The sequence below is a fragment of the Phycicoccus sp. genome, from assembly GCF_035325325.1.
In the GTDB taxonomy this organism is placed as follows: Bacteria; Actinomycetota; Actinomycetes; order Actinomycetales; family Dermatophilaceae; genus Phycicoccus.
In genome coordinates, this window is record NZ_DAOLAC010000041.1 from 17,222 (window position 1) to 31,202 (window position 13,981).

The 13,981-nt window shown below is 74.1% G+C and carries 15 protein-coding genes; 7 read left to right on the forward strand and 8 right to left on the reverse strand.

The window, feature by feature from the left end; all coding sequences use genetic code 11:
• Positions 1-61: 61 nt before the first annotated feature.
• The 5 genes from PKA89_RS17900 (at position 62) to era (ending at position 4,258) form a co-directional block, all read left to right on the forward strand.
• A complete protein-coding gene (locus tag PKA89_RS17900; protein ID WP_324421826.1) occupies positions 62-412 on the forward strand; it encodes a histidine triad nucleotide-binding protein in 351 nt (116 codons plus the stop codon).
• 67 nt (positions 413-479) lie between these two features.
• The gene (locus tag PKA89_RS17905) at positions 480-1,571 is read left to right on the forward strand and encodes a PhoH family protein (RefSeq protein WP_324421828.1); all 1,092 of its coding nucleotides are present in this window, start codon (positions 480-482) and stop codon (positions 1,569-1,571) included.
• Positions 1,568-2,035 carry an rRNA maturation RNase YbeY gene (ybeY, locus tag PKA89_RS17910; RefSeq protein ID WP_324421830.1) on the forward strand — a complete coding sequence of 156 codons (468 nt, stop codon included), beginning with the start codon at positions 1,568-1,570 and terminating at the stop codon, positions 2,033-2,035. Before PKA89_RS17905 ends, ybeY begins: the two co-directional genes overlap by 4 nt.
• Positions 2,036-2,048: 13 nt before the next feature.
• Positions 2,049-3,341, forward strand: a complete 1,293-nt coding sequence (locus tag PKA89_RS17915) for a hemolysin family protein (protein WP_324421832.1) — start codon at positions 2,049-2,051, stop codon at positions 3,339-3,341.
• Positions 3,338-4,258, forward strand: coding sequence for a GTPase Era (gene era, locus PKA89_RS17920; RefSeq protein ID WP_324421834.1), 921 nt, complete (start codon positions 3,338-3,340; stop codon positions 4,256-4,258). Before PKA89_RS17915 ends, era begins: the two co-directional genes overlap by 4 nt.
• Before the next feature lie 18 nt (positions 4,259-4,276).
• Here era and PKA89_RS17925 read toward each other — a convergent pair whose 3' ends face one another.
• From PKA89_RS17925 to PKA89_RS17950, 6 genes are all read right to left on the reverse strand, one after another.
• A complete protein-coding gene (locus tag PKA89_RS17925) occupies positions 4,277-4,843 on the reverse strand; it encodes a helix-turn-helix transcriptional regulator (protein ID WP_324421836.1) in 567 nt (188 codons plus the stop codon).
• Positions 4,843-5,511 carry a helix-turn-helix transcriptional regulator gene (locus PKA89_RS17930; RefSeq protein WP_324421837.1) on the reverse strand — a complete coding sequence of 223 codons (669 nt, stop codon included), beginning with the start codon at positions 5,509-5,511 and terminating at the stop codon, positions 4,843-4,845. Before PKA89_RS17930 ends, PKA89_RS17925 begins: the two co-directional genes overlap by 1 nt.
• 63 nt (positions 5,512-5,574) lie before the next feature.
• Positions 5,575-6,276 carry a LuxR C-terminal-related transcriptional regulator gene (locus PKA89_RS17935; RefSeq protein ID WP_324421839.1) on the reverse strand — a complete coding sequence of 234 codons (702 nt, stop codon included), beginning with the start codon at positions 6,274-6,276 and terminating at the stop codon, positions 5,575-5,577.
• A gap of 195 nt (positions 6,277-6,471) precedes the next feature.
• On the reverse strand, positions 6,472-7,092 hold the full coding sequence (locus PKA89_RS17940; protein WP_324421841.1) for an ATP-binding cassette domain-containing protein: 621 nt from the start codon (positions 7,090-7,092) through the stop codon (positions 6,472-6,474).
• Entirely contained in the window at positions 7,089-7,940 is an 852-nt protein-coding gene (locus tag PKA89_RS17945) for an ATP-binding cassette domain-containing protein (RefSeq protein WP_324421843.1), read from the reverse strand. Before PKA89_RS17945 ends, PKA89_RS17940 begins: the two co-directional genes overlap by 4 nt.
• A complete protein-coding gene (locus PKA89_RS17950; protein WP_324421845.1) occupies positions 7,937-10,999 on the reverse strand; it encodes an FtsX-like permease family protein in 3,063 nt (1,020 codons plus the stop codon). Before PKA89_RS17950 ends, PKA89_RS17945 begins: the two co-directional genes overlap by 4 nt.
• Positions 11,000-11,155: 156 nt before the next feature.
• On the opposite strand from PKA89_RS17950, the gene PKA89_RS17955 reads away from it, so the two are divergent.
• The gene (locus PKA89_RS17955) at positions 11,156-12,190 is read left to right on the forward strand and encodes an aspartate-semialdehyde dehydrogenase (protein WP_324421847.1); all 1,035 of its coding nucleotides are present in this window, start codon (positions 11,156-11,158) and stop codon (positions 12,188-12,190) included.
• A gap of 12 nt (positions 12,191-12,202) precedes the next feature.
• Here PKA89_RS17955 and PKA89_RS17960 read toward each other — a convergent pair whose 3' ends face one another.
• Both PKA89_RS17960 and PKA89_RS17965 read right to left on the reverse strand, forming a co-directional pair.
• A complete protein-coding gene (locus tag PKA89_RS17960; RefSeq protein ID WP_324421849.1) occupies positions 12,203-12,505 on the reverse strand; it encodes a hypothetical protein in 303 nt (100 codons plus the stop codon).
• A 99-nt stretch (positions 12,506-12,604) separates the two neighbouring features.
• The gene (locus tag PKA89_RS17965; protein WP_324421851.1) at positions 12,605-13,381 is read right to left on the reverse strand and encodes a nucleotidyltransferase domain-containing protein; all 777 of its coding nucleotides are present in this window, start codon (positions 13,379-13,381) and stop codon (positions 12,605-12,607) included.
• 183 nt (positions 13,382-13,564) lie between these two features.
• Between PKA89_RS17965 and PKA89_RS17970 the strand changes: the two genes are divergently transcribed.
• Positions 13,565-13,852 (forward strand): hypothetical protein, encoded by a 288-nt coding sequence (locus PKA89_RS17970; protein WP_324421853.1) that lies wholly within the window; start codon positions 13,565-13,567, stop codon positions 13,850-13,852.
• Positions 13,853-13,981: the final 129 nt, after the last annotated feature.

Consider the following 13,981-nt stretch of genomic DNA (forward strand, 5'->3'; position numbering starts at 1 on the left):
CCACCGACAGCGCGCGAGCGCAACGGTGCGCGGGTGGGCGAGGGCCCCTAGGGTCGGTCGCATGACGGACACGAGCGCGGACTGCATCTTCTGCCGGATCGTCGTGGGGGAGGTCCCCGCCGACGTCGTCGCCGAGACCGAGACGTCGCTGGCCTTCCGCGACCTCCAGCCGCAGGCCCCCACGCACGTCCTCGTCGTGCCCCGGCGGCACGTCCCGGACGTCGGGTCGCTCGCGCTGGCCTCGCCGGAGGAGCTGGCCGACGCGGTCGGGCTGGCCGCGCGGGTCGCCGCCGACGAGGGGCTCGCGGGGTTCCGGCTCGTCGCCAACACGGGTGCGGCCGCCCAGCAGTCGGTCTTCCACTGCCACCTCCACGTCGTGGGCGGCCGCGACCTCACCTGGCCGCCCGGCTGAGCAGGGCTCCGAACGGCCCGGTTCCCGGGTGAACCGGCAGGCCCCCGGCCCGTAGACTGGGCCCACGATGAGCGACGCCCATACCGACGAGCCCGCGACCACGCCCGGCTCCACCCAGAGCCACCCGCACGTGCCGCAGCACACGGTGACGATCCCCGCCGACGTGCAGATGGTCACCCTCCTCGGCCCGCGCGACGAGCTGCTGCGCACGATGGAGCGCCAGTTCCCGCAGGTCGAGCTGCACGTGCGCGGCAACGAGTTCCACATCGCCGGGCCGAGCGCCGAGGTCGCCCTCGTCGAGCGCCTCCTCGACGAGCTGCTCGACGTCATCGACGGCGGCCAGCCGCTCAACCGCGACGCCGTCGAGCGCTCCATCCAGATGCTCCGGGCGCAGACCGTCGAGCGCCCCGCCGACGTGCTGACGATGAACATCGTCTCCAACCGCGGGCGCACCATCCGGCCCAAGACCCTCAACCAGAAGCGCTACGTCGACGCCATCGACGAGAACACGATCGTGTTCGGCATCGGCCCGGCCGGCACCGGGAAGACCTACCTCGCGATGGCCAAGGCGGTCGCGGCGCTGCAGGCCAAGCAGGTCAACCGGATCATCCTCACCCGGCCGGCGGTCGAGGCGGGGGAGAGGCTCGGCTTCCTGCCCGGCACGCTCAACGACAAGATCGACCCCTACCTGCGGCCGCTCTACGACGCGCTGCACGACATGGTCGACCCCGACTCCATCCCGCGGCTCATGGCCTCCGGCACGGTCGAGGTCGCGCCGCTGGCCTACATGCGCGGGAGGACCCTGAACGACGCGTTCATCATTCTCGACGAGGCGCAGAACACCTCGGCCGAGCAGATGAAGATGTTCCTCACCCGGCTCGGCTTCGGCTCGAAGATGGTCGTCACCGGCGACGTCACCCAGGTCGACCTGCCGGGTGGCACGCAGAGCGGGCTGCGCATCGTGCGCGACATCCTCGGTGGCATCGACGACGTCCACTTCGCCGAGCTCACTGCCACCGACGTCGTCCGGCACCGTCTCGTCGGGGACATCGTCGACGCCTACGGCCGCTGGGACGCGGTCCAGCAGAAGGGGCCCCGCCGGGGCCCCGTCCGCCCGCCGGCGCGCCGCACCGAGCACCAGGACCGGCCGGGCTCGTGAGCATCGACGTCCTCAACGAGACGGAGGTCGAGGTCGACGAGCTCGAGCTGGTCGCCTGCGCCCGGTACGTCCTCGAGCAGATGCGCGTGCACCCGCAGGCCGACCTCTGCCTCCGCCTCGTCGACGAGCCGGCGATGGAGACCCTCCACGTGCAGTGGATGGACCTGCCCGGTCCCACCGACGTCATGAGCTTCCCGATGGACGAGCTGCGCCCGGGGCGCGACGGCGCGCCGCCGGAGGAGGGCGTGCTCGGCGACATCGTCCTCTGCCCGACGGTCGCCGCGAAGCAGGCCCGCGAGGCCGGCCACGCCACCGAGGAGGAGCTGCTCCTCCTCACCACCCACGGCATCCTCCACCTGCTCGGCTTCGACCACGCGGAGCCGGACGAGGAGAAGGAGATGTTCGAGCTCCAGCGCCAGCTGCTGCTCACCTTCCTCGCGACCCGCGGTCGCCCGGGCGCCTGAGCCGGGAGACGTCATGACCCGGCTCGTCGTCGCGGCCGTCCTCGCCACCGTCGTCGCGTTCCTCATCTCGATGGCGGAGTCAGCCTTCCAGCGGATGTCGCGGGTGCGCGCCGAGGAGCTGGCCGAGGAGGGCCGCCCCGGCGCCGTCGCCCTCGAGCGCGTCGTCGGCGACACCGCCGCCTACCTCTCGGTCCTCTCCTTCCTGCGGGTCATCGCCGAGTCGACCGCGGCGGTGATGGTCACGCTCGCCGCCGTCGACGTCGTCGAGGGCACGTGGCAGCCCTTCCTCGTGGCCATCGGCGTCATGGCGCTGATCAGCTTCGCCATCGTCGGGGTCTCGCCGGGCACCCTGGGCCGCCAGCACAGCACCCGCGTCGCGCTGCTGGCGGCGCCGGTGGCCATCTGGCTGCGTCGCGTCCTCGGGCCGTTCTCGCGCCTCCTCATCGCGCTGACCAACGCGGTCACCCCCGGAAAGGGCTTCCGCGACGGGCCGTTCGAGAGCGAGTCCGAGCTGCGCGACCTCGTCGACGTCGCGCGCGAGAACCGGCTCATCGAGGCCGGCGAGCGCGAGATGATCCACTCCGTCTTCGAGCTCTCCGACACCTGGACCCGCGAGGTGATGGTGCCGCGGACCGACATGGTGGCGATCGACGACGACCGCGTCTGCCGGCAGGCGATGAAGCTGTTCATCCGCTCCGGGTTCTCGCGCATCCCCGTCATCGGCGACGACGTCGACGACGTCGTCGGCATCCTCTACCTCAAGGACGTCGTCCGCCGGATCAACGCCGACCCCACCGCGGACGGGCTCCCGGTGACCGAGCTGATGCGCCCCGCCCGGTTCGTGCCCGACAGCAAGCCGGTCGACGCGCTGATGCGCGAGCTGCAGCTCGAGCAGACCCACCTCGCCGTCGTCGTCGACGAGTACGGCGGCACGGCCGGGATCGTCACCATCGAGGACATCCTCGAGGAGATCGTCGGGGAGATCACCGACGAGTACGACCGCGAGGCCCCCGAGGTCGAGGAGCTGCCGGACGGTCGCACGCGGGTCGCGGCGACGATGCACGTCGACGACCTCGCCGAGCTGTTCGACGTCGACCTCGAGGAGGACGAGGTCGACACCGTCGGCGGCCTCATCGGCAAGACGACCGGGATGGTGCCCATCCTCGGGTCCACCTGCGAGGTCGCCGGGCTGCGGCTCACCGCGGAACGGATGTCCGGGCGCCGCCACCGCGTCGCCACCGTGCTCGTCGAGCGGGTCGCACCCGAGCGCCCCGCCGACGCAGAGCTCGAGGAGAGTGTCGGATGACCGACCAGCCGTACGTCGCCGGGTTCGCGAGCCTCGTCGGCCGCCCGAACGCCGGCAAGTCGACGCTGACCAACGCCCTCGTCGGGCAGAAGGTGGCGATCACCTCGAGCAAGCCGCAGACGACGCGGCACACCATCCGCGGGATCGTCACGACGGACACGGGCCAGCTCGTCCTCGTCGACACCCCGGGCCTGCACCGGCCGCGCACCCTGCTCGGGGAGCGGCTCAACGACCTCGTCCGCGAGACCCTGCTCGAGGTCGACGTCATCGGCTTCTGCCTGCCGGCCGACCAGCGGGTCGGTCCCGGTGACCAGTTCATCGCCAACGAGCTCGCGGAGCTGCGCCGGGGCCGGAAGGTGCCCGTCGTCGCCCTCGCGACGAAGTCGGACGCCGTCGACCGGCAGCGGCTCGCGGAGCACCTCATCGCCGTCGACCGGCTCGGCGACTGGGACGACATCGTGCCCTGCTCGGCGACCCGTGGGGACCAGGTCGACGTCGTCGCGGGGGTGCTCATGGGGCACCTGCCGCCGTCGCCCGGGCCGCTGTACCCGGACGGGCAGCTGACCGACGAGCCGGAGGCCGTCATGGTCGCCGAGCTGGTCCGCGAGGCGGCACTCGAGGGCGTGCGCGACGAGCTGCCGCACAGCCTCGCCGTCGTCGTCGAGGAGATGGTGCCGCGCGAGGACCGCCCGGACGACGACCCGCTGCTCGACGTGCGCGTCCACGTCTTCGTCGAGCGCGACAGCCAGAAGGCGATCGTCATCGGGCGGGGCGGCTCGCGGCTGCGCGAGGTCGGCACGAACGCGCGGCGTGGCATCGAGGCCCTGCTCGGCCAGCGCGTGCACCTCGACCTGCACGTCAAGGTGGCCAAGGACTGGCAGCGCGACCCCAGGCAGCTGCAGCGCCTCGGGTTCTGACGAGCGTCGACGGGAGGCTCAGCCGGCGCCGACGAGCATCGCGACGGCGTGGCTGCGGCTGCGCGCCCCGAGCCAGTCGACGATGGCGCGCACCTCGGCGGAGACCGTGCGGGCGCTGACGCCGAGCTCCTCGGCGATCTCCCGGTCCGAGTGGCCGTCGAGGAGCAGGAGCGCGACCTGCAGGCGTCGTTCGGGGAGAGGCGGTCGGAGTCCGGCCTCCTGCCAGGGGAGGGAGGCCTCCCAGCACTCGAGGAACGCGGCCGACGCCGCCGCCACGAGCGTCGGGTCCTCGGTGTACCAGGCGTACTCGGGGGCGGGGCGGCTCACCGGAGGGCTGAAGACCAACCACCTCTCGTCGGCCACGAGCAGTGACAGCGGGACGGCACCCACCCGGAGTGCGGGCTCCAGCGACGTGGCGAGTGGTTGGTCGCGCTGCATGTTCCACACGCTGTGCCGCGTCCGGGCCTCGAGGTCCTCGAGCACCGAGGCGACCTGGGCGTGGTCGACGAGGGGGGTGAGCGCGGGGTCCTCTGCCGCGATGAGTCGCCGCGCGAGACCCAGGAAGGTGTCGACGGCCTCGCCCATCAGCCGGCCCCGACGAGCATCGCGATGGCGTGCGTGCGGTTGCGCGCGCCGAGCCACTCCACGATGGCCCGGACCTCGACGGACACCGTGCGGGGGCTGACCTCGACCCGCTCGGCGATCTCGCGGTCGGAGAACCCGTCCAGCAGCAGGACGGCCACCTGGAACCGACGATCGGGCAGCGGGGGCAGCAGCCCGGCCTCCTGCCAGCTCACGGAGGCCGCCCACACCTCCTCGAACGCCTCGCGGCCGAGCCGGACCAGCTCGGGGTCGGCCGTGCCGAACGCCGTCGAGGTGTGCCGGCCCGCGGCGCCGGGGACGACCAGGTAGCGGCCGTCCACGACGAGCATCTGCGTGGACACCGGGGCGAGGCGCACGGTCGGCTCGAAGCTCGTGAGGAGGGGGTTGCGCAGGACCCCACTCCGCTCGTGGATGAACCGCTCGTCGACGCCCCGGGCGCGCGAGGACTCGGTGAGGTCGTGGATCCGGCGGTTGAACGAGGGCCGGACGTCCTTCTGCATGTTCCACAGGCTCTGCCGGGTCCCTGCCTCGAGGCGGCGGAAGGCCTCCGCGAGCGCGGCTCCTTCGACGAGCGGCGTGAGGTCGGGGGCTCCACCGGCGACGAGCGGCGGCACCGTGTCGAGGTACGCGCGGACGGCCGGCCCGTGCACCGAGAACCCCCTCCTGCCGACGACTCGGCCCATCCTAGGGTGGCCGCCGAGGCCGCCGCAGGATCAGGGGCCGGCGTCGCCGATGAGGGCGATGGCGTGCGAGCGGTTGCGCGCCCCGAGCCGCCGGATCACCTCGGCGACCTCGGCCGACACGGTGCGCTCGGACACCCCCAGGTCCTTGGCGATCTCGCGGTCGCTGGCGCCGTCGGTGAGGAGGAAGGCGACGTCGACCATCCGTCGGGTGAACGGGGGGTCCTCGTCCGGGTGGGGGTCCTCGGCCGCCCGCCAGACGGCGTCGAACACGCGGACGGCGCCGTCGACGACCTGGGGCGAGGTGCTCGTCCACACCTCGCCGGCCAGCTCGTGGCCGGTCGGTGCGCCGACGAAGACCGTGCGGTTGTCGACGACCAGCATCGGCGCGTGCACGGGGTGGTGGCGGAAGTACGGGTGGTGGTGGCTCGAGAGCATCGGCAGCCGGGCGGAGGCGAGACGGTCCGTGACGTAGCGCGCGTCCAGGCCACGCCGGTGCGCCACCTCCGCGAGCGGGCGCGCCATCCGCACCTCGGACCACGTGGGCCGGAAGGTCATGTGCCAGACGCTGCGGCGGATCGAGCGGGAGAGGTCGGCGATGCCGGACTCGAAGGCCGAGGCGAGGCCGCCGAGCGAGGAGAGCCGGGGGTCGCCGGCGACGGCCAGCCCGTGGACCCACCGGAAGTAGGCACCGGCGTCCGCCGCGTGGCTCGCGTGCCCGTCCGGCCGCCCCATGACCCTCCTCCCCGGTGTGGACTGCGAGTTCTCGCAATCTCGCTGGCACCCGTCCGGGCGCTGGCCCCACAGTAATGGGGCGACGGCCGCCGGAGACGGTGGGTCGTCGCGCCACGTGGGACCTCCGGGGCGGAGAGCAGGCGTGGTCGGGTGCACCGTTCCAGGGGTGGGGGTGCCCCGGCCACGCCATCCGGCTCACCGAGCAGCGTCCGCCGAGAGGCCGAGGGCGTCCGGGTCGTTGCTCGTCACGACGACGATGCCGCCCGCCGCGGCGTGGTCGGTGAGCAGCCCGAGGACCAGGCGGCGGTTCGCGGCGTCGAGCGCGCTCGTCGGTTCGTGCGCGAGGAGCACCGTCGGGTCGGTGACCAGCCCGCGGGCGATCGCGACGCGCTGCTGCTGCCCGCCGGAGAGCTCCTCGACGAGGTGGTCCGCGACGTCCGTCAGCCCGACGGCGCCCAGGGCGTCGTCGGCGCGTGGGCCGGCGTCCGGTCCGCCGCGCAGCACCGAGGGCAGCAGGAGGTTCTCGCGGGCGGTGAGCGTCGGGAGGAGCGCGTAGTCCTCGGGGACCAGGACGACGCCCGCGGCGACCGCGGCCTCGGCGCCACGCACCTCGTGGTCGCCGAGCCGGACGCGCCCGGCCGCCGGCGGCAGGACGCCCGCCAGGGTCCACAGCAGCCGGGTGGTGCGGGGGGTGGCCGGGAGCGCGGTGAACGTCCCGGCGCGGTACGTGGCGTGGAGGGCCGCGGCCTCACGGGCCCCCGGACCGGCGTCGAGCACGAGCCCGTCGCACTCGAGGTCGGGACGGCCGGCGGTCATCCGTCCTCCTCGTCGGTGGGGCGCGGGACGAGGCGCACCGTGCCGTCCTCCTCGACGAAGTGCACGAGGGTGCCGGGCGTCAGCCGGTCGTGCAGGCGCGGGGGGACCGGCAGGTGGTGGTCCGCGGTGACGACGGAGTACTCCTCGCCGAGCCGGCCCTCGCCCCCGATCCGGCCGTCCCGGATGGTCACGGTCCGGGGGAGGGCCGCCGCCACCTGCGGGTCGTGCGTGACCACGATGGTGGTGGTCCCGTGCCGGGCGCTGACGTCGGCGAGGGTGCGCAGGACGAGGTCGCGGTCGTCGGCGTCGAGCCGGTGGGTCGCCTCGTCGGCGAGCAGCACGCTCGGGGCCGGGGCCACGGCGGCGGCGAGGGCGGTCAGCTGCCGCTGCGCCGGCCCGAGCCGCTCGGTCGGCGTGCGGGACCAGCGGGCGAGCCCGAGACCGTCCAGCAGCTCGGCCGGGTGCTCGACGGGGTGGCCGAGCCGCCGCGCCGCCCGCTGCGCATAGGCGACGTTCTCGAGCGGGGTGCGCGCGCGGAGCAGGTTGCGTCCCGCGCCCTGGAGGAGGAGCGAGGTGACGCTCGCGTGGTACCGGTCGAGCGCGGAGCCGGTGAGCGTCCCCACGTCGTGGTCGCCGACGAGCACCCGCCCGGCGCTCGGGGGGAAGAGGCCGGCCACGAGCCCGAGCAGGGTCGACTTGCCGGCGCCGGAGGGGCCGAGGAGGCCGACGAGCTCGCCGGCCTCGACGTCGAGGTCGACCCCCGAGAGGGCCGCGACGTCCTGGCTCTCCGAGCGGTAGACGTGGACGAGGCGGCGGGTGCGGACCGGCAGCCCGCGACGGGGGCTCACTCGGCCTCCACGAGCCGGTCGGGGCCGGTGGCCCGGGTGACCCAGCGCGCGAGGACCGCGCAGAGCGCGACGAGGGCGACGAGGGCGACGAGGGTGGTGGCGACGCCCAGCGCGAGGCTCGTCGGGGGACGCGTGACGTCGACCGGCGGGGCCACGACGTAGAGCGGCAGCCGGTCCAGGGTCACGGCGGCGGCCAGGAAGCCGGACACCGCCCCGACGAGGACGCCGACGACGACGGGGGGCAGCAGCTCGCCGAGGGCCACCCGGCCGACCGCCCGGCGGCCCGCCCCCAGGAGCCGAGCGGCGGCGTACTCCCGGCGCGCGGCGGGGGCCGCGCTGCCGACGACGGCGGCCACCGCGGCACCCGCGACGACGAGGGCCAGGACCGCGAGGACGGCGCCGAGCCGCAGCGACCACCCGGGCGCGCTGCGGGCGTACGCGGCCGCCGCGTCGGCGGCCCGGTGCTCGCCGAGCACCGTGACGCCGTGCCCCGTGAGACCCCGGCGGACCGACGCCACGAGGTCGGGGTCGTCGTCGGCGACGAGGACGTGGCTCGTGATCCCCGCCTGGGGGGCCCAGCCGAAGCCGGAGACCGTCGTGAGGTCGACGAGCACGGCCTTGGGCCCGCCGCCGGGGAGGTACTCCGCCGTCGCGACCGGTGCCATGGGTCGGCTGCCGCCGCTCAGCACCCCGCTCCGGACGCCCGTCGGGAGAACGGACCTCCGGGTGAGCAGCGCCGGCACCGCGTACGGGATGGATGCCTGGTGCACCTCGACCCGCGAGCCTCCGGCGAAGTCGACGTCCAGCAGCACCCCGCGGCGGCCGCCGGTGGGTGAGAGTTCCGACGCGCTCGCCTGGGTCGTCGGGTCGCGCAGCGGCAGCCACTCGGCGGGCGGGCCGAGGTCGGCGGGACGTCCGTCGAGGGCCGGGTCGAGGATGCTCACCTGCCCCTGCGGCCCGGGCGAGGACTGCGCGTCGAGGGTGAGGCCGACGAGCCGGCAGCCGTCCGAGCACGGGAGGTCCACCGCGACCGGGACCCGCCGCGGCCGCCCGGTCACGGCGCCGAGCAGGGTGCTGCCGGGGGTGCCGTCGGCGCCCAGGTAGTCGAGGGTGAGCGACACCTCCTGCGTGGCCTGCTCGGCGACGAACCCGTCGGACTCGGCGGTGAGGGTGAGCCGCGTGCCGGTGACGACGCGCGGGGGGACGGGTCCGGGGAGCAGCCGCTCCCACGCGGACGCCGGGATGCCGGCCGGCAGCCGGGCGACGCGTCGCACCCGGGTGCTGTCGACGGCCAGCGTCGTCACGGCGGAGGGGTCGCCGGGGTCGGCCCGGACGAGCGGCGTCGAGCGGCCGGTGGGGTCGGCGGCCGCGACCGCGGCGACGAGCTGGGGTGGACGGACCGTGGCGACGTCGAGGACGACCGGGGCGCCGAGGTCGACGAGCGACTGGAGGCGGTAGGCGCGGTCGGCGCCGGCCATCGCCGAGGTCGCGACGACGAGGAGGGCCGTCGCGGTGGCGACGACGGGCACGACCCAGCGGGCCAGCCCGCGGCGCGCGGTCCGGGTGAGCGCGAGCCCGCTGAGCAGCCGTCCCGCCTCGAGCCGGCCGGGGCCGAGGCGTGCCGTGACCGCCGTCGTCAGCCGGGCCGCGGCGAGCCCGGCGGCGAGGGCGAGCAGCATCGGCGCCGCCAGGGCGGCAGACCCGACGACGCTGCCCTGCACGACACCGACGAAGCCCGCCACCGCCAGCGTGCCGACCACGGCCTCGAGCGCGTTGACCGAGCGCCGCCCGACGCGGGCGGGCACCGCGCGCAGGAGCGCCACGATCCGTTCCCCGGCGACCCGGCGAGCCGCCGCCCAGGTGAGCAGCGGGGGGACGAGGACGGCGCCGATCCCGACGAGGACGGTGAGCCGGTCGACGGTGACCTCCGGCGTCGGCTCGAACCACCAGCGGGCGACGGCCACCGCGAGCCCGGCCGTCGCGAGCACGCCGAGCGGGAGCCCGACGAGCACTGCGGGGAGCAGCTCGCCGACGAGGAGCCGTCGCACCCCGGCCGGCCCCTGGCCCCGCAGCCGGGTCACCGCGGCCTCGGGTCGGCGGTCCTGGGCCGCGGCGCGCACGGCGAGCCAGAAGACGTAGGCGACGAGGGCGGTGAGGGCGCCGGCGAGGAGCGGGACGGTGACGAGAGCCTGGGCTCGACCGGTGACGACGGTGTCGGCGAGGGCGGGCAGCCGCGAGGTCACGGTGAGCCAGCGGCCGTTGCCGACGACCACCCCGCCCGCCGCGGACGCGGCGGGGTCCTCGACGAACGCCTGCACGCGGGGACCGGCGGCGAGCACCTCGTCGAGGCCGACGGCATCCGGGCGGTAGGCGAGGTCGACCCGGTCGTCGGTGCGCGCCCAGGTGGCGTCGGGGCCGGCCGGCGTCGGGCCGGTCGTCGTCATCGTGGCGCGGTCGGTGAGGAGGGTTCCCATCGACGACACGAGCGGTCCGACGTCGGCGGCCGTCTCGAGCCGCTCGTCGAACCAGTACCGCGGGTCCGGACGTTGGGTGTAGAGGCCGACGACCCGCAGCGGGATGACCGGCAGGTCCTCGGGGAAGGCGGTGCTCCCGGCGAACTCGCTGACCCGGAAGGCCGTGCCGGGGGCCCAGCCCAGCCGCTCGGCGAGGGAGGCCTCGGCGAGGACCTCGCCGGCGGCAGTGGGGCAGTGGCCGACCCGGATCTCGACGTGCGCGCAGGCGCCGTCGCGCCAGAGGACGTGTCCCGAGGTCACGCTCACCGAGCGGGGCTGGACGGCGACGCCCACCCGGGACTGCTCGACCGGGTCGGCGTACCAGCGGCGCAGGTCCGCGGGCACGAGCCCGGCGAGGGTGTCGGGTGAGGACGAGGTCGAGGAGAGGGTGAGGCCGGTCCGGGAGACGGGCGCCTGGCCCACGGTGTCGCGGACGACCGACGAGAGCGCCTCGCGCAGGTACACCGGCCCGCAGAGCGCGCTGAGGACGACGGCGGCGGAGAGGGCGGCCCGGGTGACCGCCCCGCTGTGCCGACGTCCGCTCATGGTCCCCGTCCGACGTGAGGCCGGACCCGCGTGGCCCGGCGCCTCGAGCACACTGCACCACCGGGGCCGTCGGTTGGCAAGCATCCGCCGCGTCGGCGGCCGCCCGGATGCCGGGCGTCGGGGACGCTCCGCCCGGCGCTCCCTAGACTGGAGCGCATGCGAGTCGGAGTCTTCGGCGCCACCGGTCAGGTCGGCAACGTCATGCGCATCCTCCTCCACGAGCGGAACTTCCCGGTCGAGGAGATCCGCTACTTCGCGTCGGCGCGCTCCGCCGGGACGACGCTGCCGTGGGGCGACGGTGACGTGACGGTCGAGGACACCGCGACGGCCGACTTCTCCGGTCTCGACCTCGCCCTGTTCTCCGCCGGCGGTGCCACGTCGAAGGAGTGGGCGCCGCGGGTCGCGGCGGCCGGCGCGGTCGTCGTCGACAACTCGAGCGCGTGGCGGCGCGACCCCGACGTGCCGCTCGTCGTCTCCGAGGTCAACCCCGACGACCTCGACGACATCCCCAAGGGCATCGTCGCGAACCCCAACTGCACGACGATGGCCGCGATGCCGGTGCTCAAGCCGCTGCACGACCTCGCCGGACTGGTCCGGCTGCACGTCTCGAGCTACCAGGCCGTCTCGGGCTCGGGCGGCAAGGGCCTCACCGAGCTCGACGGGCAGCTGCGCGGCGGCTACGCGGCCGGCGATCCGACGGCTCTCGCCCTCGACGGGTCGGCGGTGGCGCTGCCGGACCCGGCGGTCTACGCGGTCCCGGTGGCGTTCAACGTCATCCCGCTGGCCGGGTCGGTCGTCGACGACGGCTCGCTCGAGACCGACGAGGAGCAGAAGCTGCGCAACGAGTCGCGCAAGATCCTGCACATCCCCGACCTGCGGGTGTCCGGCACGTGCGTTCGCGTGCCGGTGTTCACCGGGCACAGCCTCGCCATCCACGCCGAGTTCGAGCGCGACATCACGCCGGACGAGGCGCTCGAGGTGCTCGGCCGGGCGAGCGGTGTCGTCGTCACCGACGTTCCCAACCCGCTGCAGGCCGCGGGCCGCGACGAGGTGTTCGTCGGGCGGGTGCGCGCCGACCAGGCGGCACCCGAGGGGAAGGGGCTGGCCCTGTTCGTCGTCGGCGACAACCTGCGCAAGGGCGCGGCGCTCAACGCGGTGCAGGTCGCGGAGGAGATCGCCAAGCGCCGCTGACGGGTCGGTGGCTCAGCGGCGCTGCATCTCCCAGGCGAGCCGGATGGCCATCTGCACGATCTCGGGGCGGGCCCGGTCCAGGTAGGCCTCGACCTTGTGGTGCGCCTCCATGCGGGGCGGGACGCCGAAACCGTCCGGGTCGGTCTCGACGAGCGCGTCCCGCTCGCTCAGCGGCACCCGGACCACCGCTGTCGTCGGGTCCGCCATCCTCACGACGAGGCGGTCGTGGACGTACCACGCGGGTTGGGTCTCGGTGCCCTTGCGCTTGACCTGCGCCAGCGACTCCGCGTACTCGCCCACCTCGTCCGGTGTCATCCGGGCAGCGTAGCCGCGGACCTCCGTGGGGGAGGGGCGACGGCCGATGGTCCGGATCAGCACCCGATCCGCGGCACGAGCGGTGGCTGGGAGGTCGCGTCAGTCGGACCAGTAGGACATGTGTGAGCGGTGCAGCCATCCGTCGACCCATGCCCGGTCGGGCTCCTCGGGTAGGTCTGAGGAGTCTCGAAGCGCGGTGAGGCGTGCCTCGGCTTCGTTGACCTTGGCAACCACTTCGTCCCGCTCGACCTCACCTCGCCGGACCTTTCGCAGGTAGGTGCGCTCGGGCTCAGGCACTGGGAGGGTGATTCGACCTGTGGTGAGGAGCTCGACGCCCTGGACGCCGAGCCGCAGCGCGTGCATGGCGAACTTCGTGTCGTAGCCGTGGACGGCGACGAGCTCGGGGCGGTTGGTGTGGGCTCCGACGGCGCCTGTCATCGCGTCGCGCTGCGACTGCAAGTAGCCCAGGAACCGTGCTGCTGCGAGCTTGGAGACGAAGCGGTGAGCGTTGTCGACCAGTTCGGCGCCGAATCGGTTGCGGTGGACAACGTCCTCGTCCGGGACGAACAGCGCGAGCAGAACCGTGGGGTTGCCGGCGAGTGCCAGCCGGCACCACTTGCGTGCCGAGTAGATGACCACGTCGAGGTCCCCCGCACCGGAGCGGTTCGCCAGGCCCCCCGGCCTGTCCCAGACCGTGTGCCGCTGGTACTGCTCGAACTCGACCTCGGCGTTGCCGGCGTCGATGCCCCGTGGGACGCGAGCCAGTCCCGTCACGAAGCGAGCGGGTTCGAGGCAGATTCCCATCTCGTCGCGGTCGTCCTGCCCGCTGATCGATGTGCCATGGACGCCGGACCCAACCTGGACCCGCAGGATCATGCCTGCCTCAGCGATCGCCCGAGCTTCCTCAGAGGCGTGCGGGTGGCCAAACCCGTGCGGCAGTGACGTGTTCCCGTGGATCTCGGTAGCCGCTCTCATGGCACCGAACCGTACGTCGCCCACTGGTCACGGACGAGCCATATCTGATGCAACGTCCAGCGGATACCGTCCGCCCAAGGGAGCATGACGACCATGACGCGTGAACGGCAGCCGCGGATCGCGTTCATCTCTGCGTTCACGGTGGTCGTGATCGGGATCTTCTTCCTTGTCGCCGGGCTCGACCCATTCTTGGTCGCGGCACTGATGCCCGTCGCCGCCTGCCTTGCACTCATGGGGGTGCGTGCTCAGCGCAACGGCGAGTGGCCGTCGCGTTGGCCCTACTGGATGGTCAGCGTCCTCGTCGCAGGCTTGGCAATCTATGGCGTGGAGTTGTGGCTCTACGCCTTGGCGCACCCTCCTGTCGCTGTCTGACGGCAGGAAAGGGGGCGAACGCCCCACCTGGGGAATGAGGGATGCCGCGCGATGGCATGACAGCCGGCGGAGGAGGGTGTCGGTGGTCGCGTCTAGGTTGGGTTCATGGAGGGGAACCGCAGGGGTGTG

Excerpts from the sequence above, each read along its gene's own strand:
- PKA89_RS17900 (WP_324421826.1), top strand. The coding sequence starts at position 62 with ATGACGGACACGAGCGCGGACTGCATCTTCTGCCGGATCGTCGTGGGG.
- PKA89_RS17905 (WP_324421828.1), top strand. The coding sequence starts at position 480 with ATGAGCGACGCCCATACCGACGAGCCCGCGACCACGCCCGGCTCCACC.
- PKA89_RS17915 (WP_324421832.1), top strand. The coding sequence starts at position 2,049 with ATGACCCGGCTCGTCGTCGCGGCCGTCCTCGCCACCGTCGTCGCGTTC.
- era (WP_324421834.1), top strand. The coding sequence starts at position 3,338 with ATGACCGACCAGCCGTACGTCGCCGGGTTCGCGAGCCTCGTCGGCCGC.
- PKA89_RS17925 (WP_324421836.1), bottom strand. The coding sequence starts at position 4,843 with ATGGGCGAGGCCGTCGACACCTTCCTGGGTCTCGCGCGGCGACTCATC.
- PKA89_RS17935 (WP_324421839.1), bottom strand. The coding sequence starts at position 6,276 with ATGGGGCGGCCGGACGGGCACGCGAGCCACGCGGCGGACGCCGGTGCC.
- PKA89_RS17940 (WP_324421841.1), bottom strand. The coding sequence starts at position 7,092 with ATGACCGCCGGCCGTCCCGACCTCGAGTGCGACGGGCTCGTGCTCGAC.
- PKA89_RS17950 (WP_324421845.1), bottom strand. The coding sequence starts at position 10,999 with ATGAGCGGACGTCGGCACAGCGGGGCGGTCACCCGGGCCGCCCTCTCC.
- PKA89_RS17955 (WP_324421847.1), top strand. The coding sequence starts at position 11,156 with ATGCGAGTCGGAGTCTTCGGCGCCACCGGTCAGGTCGGCAACGTCATG.
- PKA89_RS17960 (WP_324421849.1), bottom strand. The coding sequence starts at position 12,505 with ATGACACCGGACGAGGTGGGCGAGTACGCGGAGTCGCTGGCGCAGGTC.
- PKA89_RS17965 (WP_324421851.1), bottom strand. The coding sequence starts at position 13,381 with ATGATCCTGCGGGTCCAGGTTGGGTCCGGCGTCCATGGCACATCGATC.
- PKA89_RS17970 (WP_324421853.1), top strand. The coding sequence starts at position 13,565 with ATGACGACCATGACGCGTGAACGGCAGCCGCGGATCGCGTTCATCTCT.